Annotated in this window: 15 protein-coding genes; 5 read left to right on the top strand and 10 right to left on the bottom strand. The window is 47.3% G+C overall.

The annotated features are described in order from the left end of the window. Position 1 precedes the first annotated feature (1 nt). On the bottom strand, positions 2-3,307 hold the full coding sequence (cas9, locus tag I6E42_RS02425; protein WP_235370246.1) for a type II CRISPR RNA-guided endonuclease Cas9: 3,306 nt from the start codon (positions 3,305-3,307) through the stop codon (positions 2-4). Between the two features lie 667 nt (positions 3,308-3,974). Here cas9 and I6E42_RS02420 point away from each other — a divergent pair. Beyond that, positions 3,975-7,184, top strand: a complete 3,210-nt coding sequence (locus I6E42_RS02420; RefSeq protein ID WP_235370245.1) for a UvrD-helicase domain-containing protein — start codon at positions 3,975-3,977, stop codon at positions 7,182-7,184. Positions 7,185-7,583: 399 nt separating this feature from the next. Here I6E42_RS02420 and I6E42_RS02415 read toward each other — a convergent pair whose 3' ends face one another. After that, on the bottom strand, positions 7,584-9,605 hold the full coding sequence (locus tag I6E42_RS02415; RefSeq protein WP_235370244.1) for a DUF5067 domain-containing protein: 2,022 nt from the start codon (positions 9,603-9,605) through the stop codon (positions 7,584-7,586). Between the two features lie 96 nt (positions 9,606-9,701). Here I6E42_RS02415 and I6E42_RS02410 point away from each other — a divergent pair, with 96 nt between their 5' ends. Continuing rightward, positions 9,702-9,992: a helix-turn-helix domain-containing protein gene (locus I6E42_RS02410; RefSeq protein ID WP_268841855.1), complete on the top strand. Its 291-nt coding sequence runs from the start codon at positions 9,702-9,704 to the stop codon at positions 9,990-9,992. A gap of 35 nt (positions 9,993-10,027) precedes the next feature. Here I6E42_RS02410 and I6E42_RS02405 read toward each other — a convergent pair whose 3' ends face one another. Next, positions 10,028-10,183 (bottom strand): hypothetical protein, encoded by a 156-nt coding sequence (locus I6E42_RS02405; RefSeq protein ID WP_235370242.1) that lies wholly within the window; start codon positions 10,181-10,183, stop codon positions 10,028-10,030. Positions 10,184-10,317: 134 nt separating this feature from the next. Here I6E42_RS02405 and I6E42_RS02400 point away from each other — a divergent pair, with 134 nt between their 5' ends. Then, entirely contained in the window at positions 10,318-10,737 is a 420-nt protein-coding gene (locus I6E42_RS02400; protein ID WP_235370241.1) for an XRE family transcriptional regulator, read from the top strand. A 41-nt stretch (positions 10,738-10,778) separates the two neighbouring features. Here the strand turns inward: I6E42_RS02400 and I6E42_RS02395 are convergent, their stop codons facing one another. From I6E42_RS02395 to I6E42_RS02370, 6 genes are all read right to left on the bottom strand, one after another. After that, positions 10,779-12,215, bottom strand: a complete 1,437-nt coding sequence (locus I6E42_RS02395; RefSeq protein WP_235370240.1) for a serine/threonine protein kinase — start codon at positions 12,213-12,215, stop codon at positions 10,779-10,781. Between the two features lie 63 nt (positions 12,216-12,278). Further along, on the bottom strand, positions 12,279-12,827 hold the full coding sequence (locus tag I6E42_RS02390) for a recombinase family protein (protein WP_235370239.1): 549 nt from the start codon (positions 12,825-12,827) through the stop codon (positions 12,279-12,281). Positions 12,828-12,959: 132 nt separating this feature from the next. Beyond that, a complete protein-coding gene (locus tag I6E42_RS02385; protein WP_235370238.1) occupies positions 12,960-13,328 on the bottom strand; it encodes a DUF3846 domain-containing protein in 369 nt (122 codons plus the stop codon). Between the two features lie 12 nt (positions 13,329-13,340). Further along, positions 13,341-13,616 carry a hypothetical protein gene (locus I6E42_RS02380; RefSeq protein ID WP_235370021.1) on the bottom strand — a complete coding sequence of 92 codons (276 nt, stop codon included), beginning with the start codon at positions 13,614-13,616 and terminating at the stop codon, positions 13,341-13,343. Next, positions 13,616-14,548 carry a class II glutamine amidotransferase gene (locus I6E42_RS02375; protein ID WP_235370237.1) on the bottom strand — a complete coding sequence of 311 codons (933 nt, stop codon included), beginning with the start codon at positions 14,546-14,548 and terminating at the stop codon, positions 13,616-13,618. The genes I6E42_RS02380 and I6E42_RS02375 overlap by 1 nt, the downstream gene beginning before the upstream one ends. Beyond that, positions 14,548-15,660: an amidoligase family protein gene (locus I6E42_RS02370; RefSeq protein WP_235370236.1), complete on the bottom strand. Its 1,113-nt coding sequence runs from the start codon at positions 15,658-15,660 to the stop codon at positions 14,548-14,550. Before I6E42_RS02370 ends, I6E42_RS02375 begins: the two co-directional genes overlap by 1 nt. 469 nt (positions 15,661-16,129) lie before the next feature. Here I6E42_RS02370 and I6E42_RS02365 point away from each other — a divergent pair, with 469 nt between their 5' ends. After that, positions 16,130-16,348, top strand: coding sequence for a helix-turn-helix domain-containing protein (locus tag I6E42_RS02365; protein WP_235370235.1), 219 nt, complete (start codon positions 16,130-16,132; stop codon positions 16,346-16,348). A 1-nt stretch (position 16,349) separates the two neighbouring features. Here I6E42_RS02365 and I6E42_RS02360 read toward each other — a convergent pair whose 3' ends face one another. Continuing rightward, a complete protein-coding gene (locus tag I6E42_RS02360) occupies positions 16,350-18,725 on the bottom strand; it encodes a hypothetical protein (RefSeq protein WP_235370234.1) in 2,376 nt (791 codons plus the stop codon). A 570-nt stretch (positions 18,726-19,295) separates the two neighbouring features. Between I6E42_RS02360 and I6E42_RS02355 the strand changes: the two genes are divergently transcribed. Beyond that, on the top strand, positions 19,296-20,342 hold the full coding sequence (locus I6E42_RS02355) for a hypothetical protein (protein ID WP_235370233.1): 1,047 nt from the start codon (positions 19,296-19,298) through the stop codon (positions 20,340-20,342). Positions 20,343-20,367: the final 25 nt, after the last annotated feature.

Here is a 20,367-nt window from a genome sequence, read left to right as displayed (position 1 = left end):
TTCAGCCCTCCTTTGTAAACGGGATCCGTTTTTCAGGGAGATTTACTTTATGATAATTGCCCAGGACATCCACCTGATACTTCTCAATGGATTGCAGTGTCTTGATGCCGATGCCTCGGCTCTCGTACCTCCGATCATGCGTAGAGATGGAAATTGCCCCCGTAGATATATCCCCTCCCCGATAGTAATACAGTCCATCCTGCCGGCTGATTTCACTTTCTCCCGTGCCGCCCTTTGCCAGCTTCAGTTTTATGCCCTTTCGGCTTCGAATGCGTATCAGGTCTCCGGGATAAAGGGAGAAAATAAAATGCTGACCCGACATCTCTTTCCACTGGTCGTAGGGCTTGTGTGCTACAACGGCTTTACTGGGCAGCATTGCTTTCTTGGTATCCGCCACATAAACCGGTATGAAGTAGTATCCGTCATCCGGTACCTGGAACACATCAATACGGACTGTGTTGCCATTGGCTGCAACGCCTTCTCGAACCATAAGATTCAGCGTGGACTTCTCGAAAATTTTTACCTTATTCACGCGGGGGCCGGGCGTTCCATCCCGCTTCGGTTTGTAAAACGGCTCCGCAAACGCTTTCTTTCCATCACCACCGAATTCTTTCAGCCGTGTCAGCAGCGCATCATACAGCAGCGTATCGCTCTGCGGATTGTAGTAGCCCTCAATTTCGCCAAATTTATTAAGTTTCAGATCTGCCAGTGCTGTTTTTGTCACTGTATATCCATCGCCCATTTTTTTGCTGCGGATGGTCTCGGCGTGTGCCGAACCAGTAACCTTATGATTTGGCATTCGGGAGACAAAAACCGGTCTGATCTCCTCATTGCTCTCGTAGGTGTTCAGCTTCAAGAGATCAATGGCGTGCCGGGGATCCACCGGGTCCAGACGCGCCTCCAGTTCCTGGCGGAAATGCGGCCAGGGCTGAGGAAACTGCGGGCAGCGCCTGGTATCACAGTTTTCCCGTTCCACCAGTTCCCCGGTAGATAAATCTACATATACTCCGGGAGTTTTTTCCAGAGATTCCCTCTGCCGGTTGTATACGGTCAGCTGCTGTATCATTCCTGGGCTGGTAGATGCCACCACCGCCGCGTCCAGGCAGTGATGCAGGTCTCCGTCCTCCCGAATCTTCTGAATGCCCCAGCGTCCCCGAAGCATGGAAGTGACAGCACCGTTGACTGGCTGCACAGGACTCTTTTCATAGCGGGACTCGGCAAAGAGCATATGATCCCGCAGAAGATGGTAAACCGCCTTGGTAATATACTGGGTATCTTTGAGATTTCGCTCAATAAAGCCCTGGCTTTCTTCGTCGGTAAGTCCTTTTCTCAACAATTTCTGCCGCTTCCGGTAGCTGCGGATCAGATTTTCTGTCCGGACTTCGTAGCTATGCCAGCGATCTTCGTCCTGCCCGAAATATTCATATGGGATCCGGTTTCCCTTCTGGCGGTTTTCACTGGCCAGTACCAAGACTTTATTCTGATAACTGTCATCAAAACAGCGGCTGTATGGGATGATATGATCCACATCCGCATAACCCGGTTCAAACAGGCGGGAGATATCCAGATTTTTTCCCGAATACAGGCAGACGCCGTCCTGCTCCTTGAAAAGGCGGAACTTTACAATATCCAGGCCTGTGGCATGGTCACCTTTGTATTCCGCGATTTGCTCCTTGGCCCGGTCATTCGCAGCCCGATTCTCCTCCTGACGCTTCTCAATTTTACGGCGTTCATCAAAGCTGCGGCTCATTTCACGCGCAAGTTCAACGCGGATCACATCCGGCGGCCCGTAGGTCCATACCACAGCGTTGACTACTTTAATTGTCTGCGACACAGCTCGACGCACCACTGGGTTGGTAATCTCCTCGATATCATTGAGAGACAATCGGTTTTTCCGCCCTTCCGGCTGTCTGCCGCGGTGGTCGCCGTAAATGAAGGAACATGCCTCATCATATCGCTGCCCGCATTCCAGAAGAGGAATCAATCTCTCCATGGCCTTTATAGAAAGATTCCCAAATTTACTGAAAGACAGCGGCAATAGTTCCTGATCATAAATTTCAGGGACATTTGCCTTCCGCAGTGCAGCCATTCGGTTAGCGTCGCTTTTATAGAGCGTCAGGATGGACCCAATCTCATTAAGCTGCTGTATACTCAGCGTCTGTATGGCATTTTTGCTGACCTTGTTCAGCGCGGTCCGCAGTTTGTGGTAGGACTGCATCTGAGGCCACTTTTTCTTTTCTGCCTCCTCCTGACTTCTATCACCATAGGAGAGATCGTTGAAATAGGTATTTTCATCCAGCGCCAATTTTTTGCGGATCTGTCCGTAATTCAGAGAGGGTGACTGCATGGCCGCAGCAATCAGAAGCTCCCGCTGGGACTGATCCAAGGGGCGGGACGGAAGCCCTTTTCCGGTCAATCTCATATGGTTCAGGTCCTGCAACAGCTTAAAATATTCAAAAGTATAGGTTGCCTTGGCAGCCCGTGGCTCTGCCGTTTCAAATGTACAGCTGCCAACTTTTTCAGCAACGCCACCGCGGAAAGGACTGTTTCCTCCCGGCCCTTCATCAAAACTGCGCTGACTCTCAAAAATAGAGAGATACACCTGCTCCAACGTCTCTGACATCCATGCACTGCCAAGGCGTCGTTGAGCTGCAAAAATTTGATGGATTTCATCTACCACCGAAATACGATCCACTGTAAACCGGTAGTCGTCTGCCTTGTTTCGGGTCTGGTGATACCGGGTCCCGTCGGGATTTGTCTGCCAGAACCTTTGGTCCCGATACATCATCTCGCCCACTGTGCGGTAGCCATTCTTCACCATGCAGTCCTGGTTTTCTTTGATGGCTGCTTTTACAAGGCCGTTCTCTTTGTTCGCTGCTGCTTCTGCCGTGCTGTTGGACTTGTATCCTCGGCGCTGCGCCAGATGAATCAGCACCCTTACGATTTCCTCTTTTGTTAACAGGCGGTCCAAAGATTCTGCCCGAAGCTGATATGGAGAGACGGTAAAGCCGCCCCTTTCGTAAATCTCTTTGATTTCCTGACACGTCATGATGTTTGTTTGCTCGAGCAAATATCTGATCCGTTCCAAACGATGACGATGACGACGCAGACGTCTTCGGGTACTGCGGGCATCCCGACGGGGCGCAGCCAGACTCTCACCCGTCTTTGGTTGTTCTGCCTTGTCAAAAATACGGACTCCGAGATCCCGAATGCGGATTGGTTCTCCATTCAAGTTATTTTGGAGGACTGCCCAACCGACGGAACCAATTCCGATATCCAACCCCAATGCGTAATGAAATTCCGACATTTGAGAGAACTCCTTTCTCAGATACGAAGACACCCCAGCCGATAGGGCCGGGGTGGAGCTTCGAGGTGTTCTACCTTATCGTAGTAACACGATTTTCCCTTGTAGTGGTATAAGGGTAATTAAAATATATCATAGCATACAAAAAATGTCAATGCAACGGCATAGGGAATCTTTGTTTGCGCAAATTGTGACTCTTTTATCTGTGCCAATAGGGTCTACCCTAATGGCACGTTTTTTAAGCCTGGCAGCAGATGCTGCGATGGTGTAAGGACAACATTGATCATTACCCGTCTGGCTTCCGCCCAGGCTGCTATTAAAAATCCCCGCAAGTAAGCACAGCTTGTCGTAATTGATTACTCGAATCACAATAATTAAGCACTCGATTCCATTTGGAATCGAGTGCTTTTTTCTACGTTCGACTAATTTCGATTTCTCGATAAGTGTTCAATATTTACTCGCAAACATCGCCTGTGCAGGATTACAGATCTGTCATCAACTATTTCCCACGCTGCCACACTGCCCAAATATTTACCCTCAAATGCTTTCCTCTGTTTGAAACTGTAACATTTGAAATTGATTGCGGACATTTTTGCAATATGGTATAGTTGTACTAAGTGTAGCATCTCCTTTTCTTGTAATTGACGAAGTAATGCTGGAGAGAGAATATATGAAACATGACATCTATTCTGGTCAAATTTTAAAGACCGCTCAAGGCGAACAGGTCAAAGTAGAAAAAATCGTCCAGGAATTCATCTTTGTCCGACAAGGATCAAAGCTACGGCGTTTTCGAAAAAGCGCAATTGGAATCGAATTGTTTCTTTGTGAGTCAAATATTGAATCTACATCACAAGTTCCTATCGACATCCTGCAAGATAAGTGTTCGTATTCGCAGCCAAATCATAAAGTCGAAACAAAAAAACTCGATTCTACTGGTCTCGCGAAAAACGCTGCAACCTCAAAGAACCTTAAATCGGAACCTGTACCGGCTAAGCACACAGCGCCTACCACTTCCTCCACACAGTTCAATGATCACACTCCTCCACTAGATCGCGGCTATCTATACGTTGGAAGAACCTTATTCAATAGAGAAGGCACTCCATTAAAAATTCACGATATTATTAACTCCAAACAAACCAAGTCTTTTGTCGCCCTTCGCCCTGGTGTAGACGGCACTCGCTTTGCTGAGATTTATCAATTTTATCAGGTTGGTCGCGATATTTTTCTCAGTCTGGATGACATTAGTAAACAAAAACCATTATTAAGAAAAGATGAGCGCTATATTCCATACTTCAACGAGTGGGACAAGAGCAGCCGTAAAATAAAGTTTTCGAAAACCCCTGTCCCCACCGATCTCCCTTATGAAAAGGAACACTTCACCAAGATCAAAAAAATACTCCAGGAATCACTGCATGAAGCAATTAATCAGCACGGAAATGGTTCTCTAGCAAAAGCAGAGTTTTTTGCGAGCAGAGGCGACAATGATTTTTTTCGTACTCGCAAGTTAATCAATGATCAACTTGACGAGCCATTTTTTGCCCGTTTGGATTACAATCAGGAAAACGGAGTTTACATCGGCAAAAACGAGATTGCAAACCATGTCATTGATTGGACTGACGAACGTGCTGCCTTATACTATGATTATCAGCTATATATCAAAGATGAATCTTGCGGATTATCTCTGGTTAGAAACTACGAGATTTCCAATCAGGAACTATCCGCCATTTCAGATTTATATGTTGAGTCAGCACCCAAAGAATTTTCAAAGGCATCCGACACAGATTCTGAAGGCAACACGGGTAGCACAATTGCGGATCCTTATCTACTAAAAGTTCTGCAATTGGGTCGAAACACCAAAAAAATTCATGATATTATTCGTTCAATTCAATCCAATCAGTATCGAATCATAACAAATCCTTTCCGATCTAATACGCTTGTGGTCGGTTGCGCCGGAAGCGGAAAAACAATGATTCTATATCATCGGATCCGTTATATCCTGCGGAATGACACCTCAATCAAACCCGAAAATATCACCATTATCTCACCCACAGGAACCTTAAATATAGAGAGTGATATTCTCACAGAAACGTTGCACTTAGACGGCATAAAAAGATTCTCCACTTTGTCTTTTTATAAAAAAATTATCGAAGATTACTTAGAAAAGGTAGGCTGCTATTATTTAACAAAGGATATCTCTCCCAGTTCAACCATCCCCGACGATTTCTCATCGGATTTGATAAAAGAATTCTATTCCTCTCGCTTCTTGGACGGTTTAGCAAATACAACATTTAAAATTCTGGATAGAAACAACAGCGTTTACGAACGCTTCGTATTAGATTCTATCGATGACTATGTTGGCCTTCTGAAGGTGTTTTTCGTCAATGCAAACGCGGAAAACCTAGAAGATATTACAACCGACATACAATTTTCACGTCTTTTAAAACTATTTCAAGATGCAAATAAAATCCTTAAGCTAGCATCGCCCGAAGCGATTCTAAATGAACTTAGGCACATAGATAAAGAAATTCAAGTTGCAGAGGAACACTTAAGCGAATGCAACTCATCATTTTCCGAGCAGCTCCAAAAAATGACCGATGAGATACTTGATTTACAAAAAAGACTTTCAAATGAAGAAGGGGAATTGGCTGACTTCAAACAAGAAAAGGAGGTTTATAATAAAACCGGAAATATCGGTAGTATTGTAACTAACTTGAGAAGCCAGAAAAGTATAAGCCAGAAACGCAAATCTCAGGATGTTGAAACGATCTACGAAGAAGAACTACTCACGAAGCAAGGCCGCGTAAACAAAACAAAAACTAGACTTGAACGTTTGGAGCGAGAGCGTAATGCACATAAGCAAAAGCCTATTCAACTCAAACTAAGTCTAGATGCTTTGCGTAGTGCTGCGGCTCAAAAGAAGAACCGGCTCACTCAACTTGTCGAAGCGGATCTTCTGACCGGCAGCATCAAAACTGTCGATTTCGCAGCTTTGTATTCCTTTTTTGATGTGTTTCATAGTTATAACACCTCTGGGCAATTAGCAATCGAAGAGTGTGCCAGTAAAAAGACATTTTCTTCTTTCGAAATGCTGTGCGAGATAAAACAAAATTTAAACGCCTTTTTCAAATTCCAAAAAGGTGGTGACAAGGCATTCTACCTAAATCAAGCGTTCGAATATGCAGTAAAAAGGGAGAAGGAACAATATGGGCTAGATCCCGATTACCGCTACCACTTCGAACTTTTTGCAAAAGCATATACCCTCTTTTCTCATATAGGTGCTTTGGAGTACTCTGAAAAATTCTTCTTTATTGACGAATTCCAAGACTACAACCCAACTGAGCTGTCCTTGTTCTCTCAACTATTCCCTAACGGAGTATTCAATTATTATGGCGATTTTTTGCAGTGCATCAATCCAAAAGGAATTGGCGCAGAAGATGCTTTACCAACATGTATGCACAACATTGAACGCCATAGGATTTCAGAGAACTACCGAAATGCACTGGAAATTACAGAGTATATAAATAAAACTTTTGACATGAACATGTTGGCAATCGGAATTCCCGGACAGGTATTTTTCAGTGATAGGGTCTCTTTTTCTCAAAACGATCTGGCTTCAGATGATAGACTCGCCATTATTTACAGCAATGAGTCCTTACTTGAACGTTATAATGTATTCCGCGGGCATCCTACCTTTTATTTTTGGGACAAAACCGATTGCGGAATTAAAACCGGTGTCATAAATGTATTACATGTACAGCAAGCAAAAGGGCTGGAGTTCGAATCGGTCAATGTAATTTTGGAAGACATGACCGAAAACGAACAATATGTCGCTATGACTCGCGCACTCTCTTCTCTTGTTATCATTAAATCAGAAGAATGATAATAGAATTCTATTTCCTCGCAATATCGGTAGCCGCTCAGGCCGCTATCAAAAATCCGAGGAATTAAAAGCCCCTTGGAATATAGGCATTAATGATCCCGCCCCGACTCATTTCGAATCGGGGCGGGCTTTTTACTTTTTAGGAATCTTCCAGATAGTTCCTGCGCTTGTTTTCAAAAATGTTGGCAGCCGACCAATGGAACCATAAGAGAGTTTTTATGTTGCTCCTTATCTATCGTTACACAGTCCGCCATCAAAGACTGAAGGAAATAGAATCTCCCTATATTTGATGGTTTAACCAAAGACAGCACCCTAGGTTCTAAGCATAACCTAGGGTGCTGTTTAGTGTATTTAGCTACGGTTAATTATGATGTAGCACCAAAGTGCTTATTGAAATTATCACCAATTATCATCAAAAGAACAATTCTGCATATTGTATTCGGGGCTTCCATATTTGCTGTAAAGAATCTGTTGAGGATGGAGATTTGTGGAATTATTTGCTTGCACTATCAAATAATAGGTCTTAAATTGATGCGTACTGTCGTACTCTGCATAATAGTATCCACTTGCACCTCGCTGATTAATCTTATAAACATCATACCCACTATTAATATATTCCTGTACAATTGCTGGGCAGTCTCGTTTATTTGAAGAGTTATAGTCTGTCCTTCCATCAAAGCCAGCGAAATAATTAGAACCTTCAGAGCTCAAGTTCACATCTATTGACGTTTCATAATACGGAGAGTCAGGCTCATCATACTTACTGATAAGCGGAACAACATCCCATATTTGCGTGCCGTCACTGGTTGTCAAACTGAGCGAAAGCCATGTGTTCAGCGGATAATCACTTCCGTATTCATAGAAAACAGAGAACGATGTTACACCATATTCTCCTGCCATACCGCCAAAATCCCCCTCGATATTATAGAGATTTTGGGATAACCTGCCGCCAAGAATCCCAAGGCCTTCGTTTTCTGACAGGTCGATTACATATTGGCCATCCATATTTTTGATGGTAAACAGAATGCCCCCTTCCGTTTGCCATGTTCCAATAAAATCGTCTGGGGTCAAATCGGCTTCCCATGGATCGGTGATTTCATACAGATGTGAACCATTCGTCTGTGTAGAAATACCTTCAATCGCCCAATCGAAGAACTCGTCCAGAGGGCCGCTGCGGATTTCGTTATACCACATGTATCCATAGTCAGCTGGATCAACGCCGTAGTAACGAACATAATCGTCATATTCCCATGATGACCGATCATTGCCGCTTTCACTTGTCTGTGCCGTGCTTTTGGTGTACGTTTTACTAATATAGACCTTGTCATTCATTGTAATCCATGGTGTTGCCTCTACCAAAACATCAGCATTCGGATTATCCAGATAAAACACTTCTTCCAATTCGACCGATATGCCAGGTTTTACATTTCTTTGCAATAGTTCATTGTTAGCATTCGCAAAATAGGCATTTTCAAGTTCAATGTTGTTCTGATATGCATGAATTGCTACATTGTAGATGGCGCAGGTTTCTGAATTGGTTGTATTTGTCCAAGTGTAGGCAATGACAATGGTCTCTTTTCCATTGTGTTCATCAAACCATACGTTATCAATTGTTACACAGGCGGCTTCTCTTGCAGCTTCTGCGTTGGTTATGAATGCCTGCAAATTGGAGTCCAGTTGAGTATCTGTCCATATTCTCACATCTGCGAAATACTGCCACCCCTGAAAAGCCGCAGTTACATCTATAACAACTTTTCCGATAAGTGTTTCAGTGCCAGAATCATTGAGATTAGCATAGACTTCCACGGGCAGTTGATAAAGATAGTATTTCACTGGCTTTCCCTTTTTTATGTCCTCAGCTATTCCGAAAGCGCCGCCAATGCCATAGTACAGAGACGCCATATCATCAGCCTGCAACGCTTCCTCCCAAGACCGTTTTACAACTTTTGGAAGCTTATAATCCGGTATAACTGTCGAATAGGAAACGCCCACTTGCTCCAGTGGTTTTAGAGCCTCCTCTGCTGCCTCCTGAATCACGACATTCAATTCTTTGATTTGCTGATCTTTCAGGTAATTTGATGCAAGTAGGACAACGATTATCCAAAACACCCATGGAGCCAGTCCTTTCAGGATTTTTCCAACCGTTATTTTCTTTTTTACAGATACCTTGGATTCTGCTGACTCTTCAGCATCGGTTGTCGGTGGCACACATTCTTCAACTGGCACCTCCACTTCTTCCTGCAACACCTGTTCTTGTTGTCCATCAGCAGCAGGATTATCTGTTTCAGGTTTCGAGGCCCGCTCCCCACATCTGCTGCAAAACAAAGCATCATCCGTCAGTTCGTTTCCGCATTTTTTACATATGTAACTCATATTATTCACCCTATCCACCTGCATAAGTATTATTTTGAGATATATCATACCATATTTTACCGCCTTTTTTCTCATATTACAATGACGAAAAAGAGGAGGTGAGACGTAATGGAAAAGTAACAGCTGATTAAAATAGGCCAGCGTTTGCGGCAGCGGAGGCAGGAATTAGGACTGACTCGCGAAAAGATGGCCGAGCTGGCGGACATTGGAACAGGGTATTACGGTCAGCTTGAAGTCGGTACATCGCAAATGTCCATCGACACACTCATTAAGCTGTCTCAATCCATGCACCTTCCAATGGAATATATTATTCACGGTTCCGGTTATAAACCGGGGGACACATCCGGTGTACAAGAGTTGCTTTCCCGTTGCACAGACAGAGAATTGAAACTGGCCGAGGATGTGTTGAAACTGTTCTTGATGAAAGCGGATTAAGATAACTGCGGCGAAGAAAACTCCGCCGCAGTGCTTTAGATTCCAGTCGTAGCAAAGAGAAGCGCCCACAGCACAACATATGCCGCCAACTTCTTTTTCCCGCTGAAGAACATCACATCCGCACCAATCAACCTAGCGTAGAGCTTGTAGGCGATATTAACGATGACGATGGAAAGTACGGCAGAAATCATTTCTATTCCCTCACTCTTTCTTTTATTTTGGGCTCTGTTGTATAGTAGCAGAGATAACGTAAGAAAAGGTTAGCTGGCAGCTAACCTTTTTGTGCTATAATGGGCGTAGTATCGTGGTTGGAGGTGAAAACCACATGAAAACAACAGACGAGCTAGCCCATGAGATCAGCCAATCAGACAACATTCTGGACTACTTTGCTGAAAATCGCAGTGAAATGCAGTTGGACAGTCTGCCGGAATATTTGGACAGATGGCTGAAACAAAAGAACTGCTCCAAAGCAGATGTAGTTCGGAAATCCAACCTGAACAAAGCCTATGTGTATCAGATTTTCCTGGGTAAGAAATACCCGTCACGGGATAAAATAATTGCTCTTGCCTTTGGATTGGAGCTGGACGAAAAGGAAGTACAGGTCTTGCTGAAGCAGGCCGGATACCGGGAGCTGTATCCCAGAGACCCCCGGGACGCATTGCTGCTTTACGCCATTGGCCATCATCAGAGCATCATCAATGCAAACGAACTTCTATATGACCACAATATCGAAGTGCTGGAATAGGGAAAGCCGCTGACCGTTTATAGGCCAGCGGCTTCTTGTTTCTACCATGTAGCAAAGGAATTGTGCCATTCTTCCAAACTTAAATGATCCTCTATGGCATAGCGGTATTTATCATAATCCGCCTCACCCTGCCAGTCACTTTCCACGCCCATTGATGTATAGCGATAACCATTCTGTGTCTGATAGGGGTTCTCCAACAGGTCGCTTGTGATATTCCAATTGGCATCGACCTTAAAACTGGCACCGCCCCACAGCCGTCCCATATAGTCTGCCGGATTGGGACTGTTTTCGTCTGCATAAACAGCTCCGGTATAGTGGTACACGGCGGAAATAGATTCGCTTGTCAAATCTCCAAGGGAGACTACAATCTCTTGTCCGTCTCGATCACTGGGATTCAGGTCAAGACAGGTAATCTGAACATAGAAATCGTCCGGCAGGTTTTCTGGTGTATAAGGCTCACTACTCAGCCGTTCCCAAGCCGCGGTATCCGCCATAGCCCAAGCAACCAGATCTATCCAGTTTCCGTCCTCAGTGCCTACTATCAGATTGCCATAAACGCTGCCTGTTTCCGGAATTCCGTATAGTTCGATGTTTTCCTTCAAGCTGTCGCCATCCAAGTCAATGCTCATAGATGATGCCTGTCCGCTGTACCGCAGATCACCGATGTGGGCAATCAGATACTCTCCGGATGCGGCATAAAACAGCAATGGCTCATCCGGATAGCGGGTCTCAGTGATTTCCGCCTGATTGATATGATACCACCATATAAAGCTGCCTGCACTTATGAGCAACGCAGCGGTAATGATCCACGGTAGCCAGAGCTGGAGCGTTCGGGTTTTTATTGCCCGCAGCAATGCCTTTGCCGTGGCATAGCGCTGTTTCGGAGCGAACTCGGTGCATTTTTGAATGATATGTCGGTAGGGGCGCTTTTCGGCTTGTTTCCTTAAAAGCTGTTGCATCGTGACGCCCACAGAGTAAATATCTGCTCTGGCATCGGTCTGGGCAAAGCCATACTGTTCCGGCGGCGCATAGCCTTTGGTCCCCAGCAAACGAGTATCGCTGTCACCTTTAGATTTTTCCTCACGGGCCGCATCAAAATCGATGAGCCGAATGTGTCCGTCCGGAGCTAATAGCAGGTTTGAAGGCTTGATGTCCCGATGGATAATTCCGTGTTGATGCAGAACTATCAGTACTTCGCACAGTTCTTCCATGAGAGTAACGACTTGCTTCTCCGGCAGGGAGATCTCCGCCAGATTCGCACCGTCAATGTACTCCTCCAGGAATGTTACGCCGTCTTGCTTCTGCTCCAACTGCACAATTTTGGGCAGGTAGGGATGATGTAAGGATTGCAGCTGTTCATAGACCGGGTGCGAGCTTTTCAGCTCTTTACGCACATAGCGGATGCCAGTATCCGGGTCAATAACCAGCGTGACAATACTCTTTTCCGAGCGGTGCAGTTCCGTCACTTCCATCAGCATCGTTTTCTCACCTCGCAGGGCCATTGTAACATATTTCGTGACTTTTTGGAGTATCTTTTTCCTTCAAGTCTGCTTGACCTTGCGGTAAAAGGTTGTTTTTGTCATGTGCAACGTCCGCATGGCCTCCGCCGCTGTGATAGTTCCACTTCTCCATTTGGCTACGATCTGTTCAAACTCTGGCGTTTGGATGGGCTTTCTTCCCTTGTACTTTCCCTGCTCCTTCGCAATGGAAATGCCCTCCCGCTGGCGCTGCAGAATGTACTCCCGTTCCAACTCCGCCACGGCTCCGAACACCGTCAGCATGAATTTTCCGGTGGGTGTGGTGGTGTCGATGGCTTCCTTCTTGCTGACAAATTCCACGCCTTTCGCGGCCAACTGCTCCACCAGCTCCAGAAGGTCACGGGTGTTCCTGGCAAACCGGCTGATGGACTCCACGATGACGGTATCGCCTCTGCGGACATATTCCATCATCCTTTGCAGCTCCGGACGGTTGGCGTTTTTTCCGCTCATACGGTCGATATAAACCTCATCCACACCCAGGGCTTCCATGAGAGCTTCCTGGCGCATGGTATTCTGTTCCTGGGTGCTGACACGAATGTATCCGATTTTCAAGAAAAAGACTCCTTTCCAAACGAAATGTCCCATTAGGGTGGCTTCCACAGATGGCACATGCCAAAATGCGGAGACCGACCCTAATGGGACGCTTTTTGCCTGTGCCGATAGGGTACACCCTAACGGTACAGATTACAGGTATGGCAGGACGAACAAACTGCCGCCCACGTTCAGGAACATCTCCGGCATGGCAAAGCGCTCCATGTACGTTTTCGCCTGCTGGTCTGTGAGGCTTTCAAAATGCTCGCTGTCCGGCGGTGCGGCGCAGAGAAAGAACGTGCCTGAAATGATGTCATAGACATTTCCCTCATCATCCCGCAACGCCCGGTTCAGCGGCAGATTCAGCAGTTTGCCCTCCTCATTGGCAATCAGGGCCACAGGAGCGTCAAAGGGGTAGACCGCCTCAATGGGGCCACCCACGATTTTTTGCATGGAGTCCAAGTCAGAACCGATGTCCTGCACCATCGGCTTTTTCTTTGGCTCTACGACAATTACTTGCATGACCTATCCCCCTCACGCAATGACAAACCGCCGGGAAGTACTGCTCCGGCTGAACTGGGCGAACAAATCCGCGTGGGTCAGTTTGAAAGCCGCACTGTCAAAGCGGTTGGTGATAACGGTCTTCCAGGTGATGGTGTAGTCCTTCCCAGACAGCACATCTGTATTTTTGGCCAACATCTCTGCCTTTAGGGAATCCTCAATGGCGGTAATGGCCGATTTCACCTCAGCCTCCATGTTGCGTAGTTCCCGCAGTTCCTTTACCTTGGCATCAATTTCGTAAATACCCATCAGTACATTGCTCCTTCGTATAAGAATTCTTCAATATCATCCGTGGAAAACCCGGATTCCAGCAGCCTGTCCACCGATTCCGGAGAAAACCCATAGCAGCAGGCCACGGATTTCAGTTCGTCCAGATACTCCTGCTCTACTGTTCGGGCCTTGCCAGTCCGCCTCACCTCCGGTGTCCACATGGGCCAATATCCCCAATGCTGTACAAGATGTGAGGTGTTAAAAGATGCTGTTGCCTGCTGGCCGGATGCAGTGATCTTCAAAATATCTCCGCAGTCCAACTCGATGCGCTCCGGCTTTCCGAGAGGCAGTCTCAGGAGATTCAACGCTCTTGTCAGAATGGCCTCTGTAGAAGCATACAGATACACACCATAGCGGGGATAGTGGTAAAGACAGAGCGGATTGTCCCCCTTCACGAAATAGAGGTTTTCCTGCTGATCCAGCACCGTGAATGTGAAAGTGCCCTCGACTTGCTCCGCCATGTATTTCAGGCTGGAGAAGTCGAGGGCTTTTTTCTGCTCGATCAGCTGTACCGCGATATAGCTGTCGGTTTCAATTTTGGTTTTCGGCAGGCGGTTGGTTCGGCGCAGAAGCTGATCATTGTATAGTATACCGTTGTGAGCCAGCGCAAATATCTCTCCAGCCGCATTTCCCAGAAACGGATGGTTGTTTCGGTTTCTGCTGGCCTTTCCCTGGGTGGTCATTCGTGTATGGCCCATGATAGTCCTGCTATCCTCCGGAATGCGAAAACGCAGCCTGTGGGCCTCCAGAGGGCGTTTATAGATGCTCAGGTGGTTATGGGTATAGTAAGCGATCCCGGTGGCATCGGTTCCCCTCTCTTCGCATTCTGTTGCCAGTACAGAGAGAATATGAGCCTTTTCTCTGGCGCTGAATCGTCCATGGCAGTCGATCATCCCAAATAGACAGCACATCAGACTTCCTCCTCGCTTTCCACCGGCTCATTGACATACAGCCGCCGTTCCTTTAAGTACCGCACCAGCTCCGGCTGTGTGCAACCAGAGGCAAAGGTGGTCCAGGACATGGCCTTGATCTGGTCATCGGTCAAACAAGTCGCCACATCACAGATTCGGTCAAGAAGCTGCAACGTGGCGATGAGGGTGTTGTATTTGAGAGTTCCCCGGAAGATGCGGAATTCGATGGTGTCCGTGTTGGTCAGGTTGACGCAGGTGTACCGACCAGCCCCATACCCTTTCTTGGCGTGGTCCAGAATGTCCCTGGGCTGCTCCTTATAGCCGTACCGGGCGGCCCAGCGTTCCAGCTGCCGGGGTGTTCTGCGGCTGAATTTCAGAAGCTCCTCCCAGTTCTTTTCAAAGAAATAGAGGATACGGGCAATCACCGCATCCTGATCTTCCTCCGTGTCGCCAAAGGTATTCCGGTTCACATGGACGTGGAGGCCACATGTTCTGGCCTGATGGCTGGTATAGCCCAAGCGGATCGCTTCCTGGAGGATTTTAGCCCATGGCATTTCTTTCATGTGATACTCCAGTGTCATGGGATGCGTCACCATCTCGAAGCCGTCATCCAGGGAACCGTCATGCTTGCAGTACAGGTTCTCCACGCCGTTTCCGTTGGCGATTTCCATGACTTCCCGTGCATTTTTGTCATTCTCGCCGGCCTCATCGATTTCCAGCTCCACACCGAAATAGCGGGGGCCATCGCCACGGAACAGAGGCTCCGGCTTGTAATAATAGTCCTCAATCATTTTATTCCGACGTGCGTGGGTATGGCAGTTATAGCAGAGCGGGCAATCTTCATCGTCATCCTCATAGTAGGCATCATCAAGATGGATGATACGCCCGCAGCGCGCACAGCTGGTATAGTGCCGATCATAGCAAGGCTGGCAGAGGGGAGTGTTTTCATCCCCGGCATTATCATCCTGGTAAACACGCTCTCCACAGCGGGAGCAGATCACAGTCTCCTCATTGGCACAGCGTTCGCAAAGCGCATCGTCACCCACCATGATGCGGTTCTCCAGTGGGTGATCCTGTCCACAGTGACAGCAGGTAAAAGTTTCAGTCATCATCGTCATTCTCCTTGATAAAATAGTCAATTGCCGCACATACCAGCGCGGCGGCAGCAGCCAGCAGGATTCCAAAGATGTCCTTGGAATCCAGGTTCAATTTGTCATTGGTTATCTCGTCCCTTCTTTTCCCTCGCGGCAGTTACGCGAGAACAGTTTTGCGTAGCAGAAGGCCTACGACTTCTGCTAAAACAGTGCGGATAAGACGCAGCAAATGGATCAGCATATGGTTTCTCTCCCTTCCTGATTTTTATCATTTCCGTCCAAATTTGCAGTTTACAGAGTCAAAATACCGCCGTTTTCTCTGCAAAACAGGAAAAGAGCCAGAGTCCGCAATCGTCGAAAAATTACGGGTTCTGACTCTTTATCATGTTAATAATATACGGTTGACCGGGACGGAATAACGCAAAATGGGATCAGAAGGGATAACAACTATGTAAGGCACAACGCCAAAAAATTGAAGGGAGATTTTATGATGAGATTTGATGAACGATATGATGAATTTGGCTATGAGCGGGATGACGATGACTATGAGGAACAGATCAATGAATTCCTGACGCCCCGGGAGGTCATGGAGCTGCTGGCCATTGGGAAAAACACGTTCTACAAGATGGTCCAGTCCGGGCAGCTGCCAGCGTTCCGAATCGGGCGGCAGTGGCGGGTCCGGCGGGATCGTCTGGAAGAACTCTGAGCTATTTCTCCTTCAGAGCATCCCGGCGGCGCGGAACCTTTTGAGCTCCTAATTTCTGTATGATCGACTGCGCCGCTACACTTAGCTCCGTAAGATCGGGCCGGACTTTGATCACACTGACCTTCGGTTTGGTATCCGAATAAGGATCTACGACCATTCGGTGATCGGCCCGCTTGTAGCCGCTTTTGCTGTGGTTGTCCGCAAGCAGCAGAAATCCTTTCTCTGCCAATTGTTTCTGAAAAACGCGCTGACTGGGCAAGTCCATCCAGCCCTGCTCCGTGGCCCAGTTCCGGAAGTCACTGTAGTAATCGGGATATGGTAGATAGAACAACTCTTTTGCTCCGTCATACCAGCCCGAGCAGTCAGCAGTACGGTATGTGCGGAATGAGATTACCCGTCCCGCTTCCAATTCCTGAGATAAATAACCAAAAAAGAGTTGTTCATACGTCTTCTCCGATACTTTTGATCCTTCCTGCAAATACGCCTCCCACGGTTCCGGAAGCGAGATCCGGGCGTATTCCGAATGGGTTTCCCTGAATTTCAGGAACACGCAGAGGGCGATTTGCAGGTTGGCCCATTTTCGGGAATATTGCTTTCGGATGCTGCTAAAGTGGAAAAAATCATTTGCAAAGGACGTATCGGCTGTCAGCCGGTACTCCTTTGCCTCCTCCCTTGCCTGTTTGGAAAAATCGGAGACCCACTTCAATGCCGCTTCTTTTTTGCGTGTATTACAACGCTGATCACCTGCATCTTTTTCAATAATTTCTTCCAGTTGATCGGTGTAAAGCTTGATTACATCGTTTAATTCGCTCCAGTTCCCTGCCGGACTGTCAGAAAGTCTGCGCAGTTTATTCGGTATCTGGGACTCTTTCTCTCCGGCAAATAATTGCCGCCAGCGTTGATAGAGCTTATGGGCCTGGCCCGCGATACAACCCAGGGCTTCCTGAACCTTTTCTTCCCGTCGCCATACATATTCCTCCCAGAACCAATCAACGAACGCGATCAGAACCCTTGGGAATACCTGCTGCATGGCCGGTGAGCAACACTGCGGGTCAAATGCATCGGAACTGAGACGGATCTCAAACTGGTTTTCTTCAAAGGCGGAATTGGTCAGCACGATACAGGCGTCCCGGAGCATTGCCCGGTTCCGGAATGTCTGTAAATTTTTAAACTCCTCATCCAGGATGACAACGCCATCATGTACCCTGCTCTGGAGCTGGCGAAGTCTTTTCTTCGCTTCCTTTTCGCCCGCTCTCTCCCCTTCTCCGTAGTCCACAAAAGCACCATAAAACAAATTAGCGAGGGCTTGGGAATGAGGGCCGGTGAGTGACAGGAATATCATTTCCTTCTGTCGTTTCATGACGCTGGAAAAAGAATCATTCACCGAAATTCTGGCTGGGTAATCCGGCAGAAACGGTTTGATGACGGAGAATATCCCATAGCACAAAAGAGGGACCGTGATCTCATAGGGAGCCACCGACAATAAGTCTTCCAACCGGTTGGGCTGGGATAAATCCCGCAGCAATGCGCTTCCGTAGCCGGAAGGCCGTGTCTCCGCGGAGCGGATACCGGACATGACCGGAATCCCGTTCAGCTCATACCAGCCAATATGCCAGGGAGCGGTCGCCATGTGGTTCAGCTTTTGCCGTTCTCCCTCGGGAATGAACTGCCACATAAACCGTTCCCGCAGCTGGGGAAGCACCAGATATCTGGAAAAGCCCTGGCAGAGTTTTCGCAGATCCCACCCCAACGGATGGCGCGGCACATCTCTGCCCACCACTTTCCCCTGCCAATCCACCAAAAGCTCCTGGGCAACAAGCTCCTGGTCCATATAGCCCTGATCATTGTAGGCCGGATGAAGGCCGGTTTGGGAGATGATGCAGTCCCAGAAAGCATCTCTTGTGATGATTTCCGCAATCCGTTGCGGGTTTTCTATCAGTTTGCTCCGAACCACTTTCTGAATCATTTTGCGGATGCTGCCGCTCCATTTCTTGAAATTTTTCTTTGCCTGTGCATCGCGTTTGATGATCGTCCGGAAGGAGATCGCGTCAGCTTCAGGACTCGTTTGCATCTCCCCTTGCTGCTCGATTTTCTTTAGGAAACGAATGTTCTGGCTGGCCATCCAGGATACATCAAGGACCGAGAACCGGAACCGCTTCGGATCAGGCAATTCATCCGGAACGAATACACAGCGCAGAAAAAGCAGATGAATTTCGATCCGTCCCTTCTCAACCGGCGCCAGCGAACACCGGAAGCTCTGCTGAAAAAGCGTCTCCTGTGCGCGGTCATCCAGACGCGCATCCATCACCGAATACAGCCGTTCCTGCTGCTCACAGATCAGATCGACGACCTGCTCCCGATCCAGAAAAGTCCTCATACAGCCGCACCCCCTTATACACTAAATACCACTTTAATTAAAATAAATCAATATGCAAACGCTAAACTTTTGTTTCCGGGATTAAAAAAAACAGCCTCCAGAAGATCCTTCTGGAGGCGTCTTTCTGACTCCGGGACAGGCACCTGAACCGCTCTTTTCCGTCGGTTTCCGCCTGTATGTTCCCCTGGCCGAACACTGTTTTTATTTTTATATCGCTGCCAACAGCTCTATAGAAAAGAAATGCTTGCAGGCTGTCAGCCTCAGCTGCTCCGCTGTGCGAAGATCATTTTCCGGATCGTCCGAAATTTCTACGTAATATTATTTTAGTGTGATATTGCGGCAGCAGCATCTATTTAAGTATATGCATAAGGTTCCAATTATTTCAAGATGATTGGATGGATTTATCATGAATACAGACATGATACAGAAAAAATAGCACTTACATAAATTACCATATATAAAACCGTTTTAAAAAAATTTACACCCCAACATGATGGTAATTTCATGAAAGGTCAGTACGGAATTCTAAAAAAATACACTGACCAACATTCTGAATAATGAGGTGTTTTTATGAACGTGCATACTTTTGAGATCTATGTGAACATTTCTCCCGAAGAGACCCGCGCATGCAGAAATGCATTCTACCTTTCTGCCGCCGGGCAAAATCATTATTGCTACAAAAATAAAACGACCGGTATTCTTTACTATAACCGCTGGTCTGAGCATGGGGTCCAGGTCTCGATCCAGAAGCACACGAACGGTTATTGCAGAAAAATGCTCCTGCGCGTGAACCCCTCGAGGCTGCTGGGGAATATGGAAGCAATCGCGATATTCGCCCCGACAAGCAGCAATATGGAAGCTCTTGTACAGGCCCTGGATGCGATTGTCCAGGAAATGCCGATCAGCCAGACGATCCACGATTTCAAATTGAACCGCTTGGATTTATGTAAAAATACGCCTGTGGATAATGCCGTGCTCCTGGAGTACATCCGATTGCTGGAAAAAGGAGCCTCTTGTACAGGTTGGAAGCCGGAGACTTACCCCGATCATCGCGCCAGCCATTCGTTCCGGCGAGCGAATGACCGGTATCAGGTGACGGTCTATGACAAGCTCTATCAGATCACCGATCAGCTCCTGTCTACATCCTGGGATAATCCCTTTTCGCTTCTGCGGCTGGAGGCATCCTTGTTTTCCCAGGGAATCGACCAGCAGCTGCAGCAGTTTTCTCTGGATCGGTACCGCCCCTGGTATCTCCTGATGGATGCTTTGTGCTGCCACGGCGAAGAAATTATGCTGCGGCTTTTTCAGCGGTTGGTACCTGATGCACCGTACTATACGCTGGCCAAGGCAAAGGAGCGGATCCTTAGGGATACCGACTTCTCTTCATCGAAAAAATGGAAGCTCATTGAGTTCCTCGAAAAAATCAACCGGCACGCCAAAGTGGATACGAACAGTATTCTCCAATTCAAAAACGGCAAGAAGCGGCTCAAGCAGCTGCGCAGCATCGGTATCAACCCTGTGACCATCGAGGCCAGAGCGGGCATTTCCTACCTCCCCTCTCTTCCCCAGTTGGTTTCAATTGGATTTGTTCCGCCTGCGGATGATCCCGCTGAGTAAATTTTCGTACCGGCAGAATCACCCG

This window comes from Pseudoflavonifractor phocaeensis (genome assembly GCF_021531815.1).
Lineage (GTDB): Bacteria > Bacillota > Clostridia > Oscillospirales > Oscillospiraceae > Lawsonibacter > Lawsonibacter phocaeensis_A.
The sequence above is the reverse complement of the archived record's forward strand: the minus strand, read 5'-3'. Positions and strand labels throughout refer to the sequence as shown.

What these genes read in the sequence shown, in the direction of transcription:
- cas9 (WP_235370246.1), bottom strand. Translation starts at nt 3,307, where the DNA reads ATGTCGGAATTTCATTACGCATTGGGGTTGGATATCGGAATTGGTTCC.
- I6E42_RS02420 (WP_235370245.1), top strand. Translation starts at nt 3,975, where the DNA reads ATGAAACATGACATCTATTCTGGTCAAATTTTAAAGACCGCTCAAGGC.
- I6E42_RS02415 (WP_235370244.1), bottom strand. Translation starts at nt 9,605, where the DNA reads ATGATATATCTCAAAATAATACTTATGCAGGTGGATAGGGTGAATAAT.
- I6E42_RS02405 (WP_235370242.1), bottom strand. Translation starts at nt 10,183, where the DNA reads ATGATTTCTGCCGTACTTTCCATCGTCATCGTTAATATCGCCTACAAG.
- I6E42_RS02400 (WP_235370241.1), top strand. Translation starts at nt 10,318, where the DNA reads ATGAAAACAACAGACGAGCTAGCCCATGAGATCAGCCAATCAGACAAC.
- I6E42_RS02395 (WP_235370240.1), bottom strand. Translation starts at nt 12,215, where the DNA reads ATGCTGATGGAAGTGACGGAACTGCACCGCTCGGAAAAGAGTATTGTC.
- I6E42_RS02385 (WP_235370238.1), bottom strand. Translation starts at nt 13,328, where the DNA reads ATGCAAGTAATTGTCGTAGAGCCAAAGAAAAAGCCGATGGTGCAGGAC.
- I6E42_RS02380 (WP_235370021.1), bottom strand. Translation starts at nt 13,616, where the DNA reads ATGGGTATTTACGAAATTGATGCCAAGGTAAAGGAACTGCGGGAACTA.
- I6E42_RS02375 (WP_235370237.1), bottom strand. Translation starts at nt 14,548, where the DNA reads ATGTGCTGTCTATTTGGGATGATCGACTGCCATGGACGATTCAGCGCC.
- I6E42_RS02370 (WP_235370236.1), bottom strand. Translation starts at nt 15,660, where the DNA reads ATGATGACTGAAACTTTTACCTGCTGTCACTGTGGACAGGATCACCCA.
- I6E42_RS02365 (WP_235370235.1), top strand. Translation starts at nt 16,130, where the DNA reads ATGATGAGATTTGATGAACGATATGATGAATTTGGCTATGAGCGGGAT.
- I6E42_RS02360 (WP_235370234.1), bottom strand. Translation starts at nt 18,725, where the DNA reads ATGAGGACTTTTCTGGATCGGGAGCAGGTCGTCGATCTGATCTGTGAG.
- I6E42_RS02355 (WP_235370233.1), top strand. Translation starts at nt 19,296, where the DNA reads ATGAACGTGCATACTTTTGAGATCTATGTGAACATTTCTCCCGAAGAG.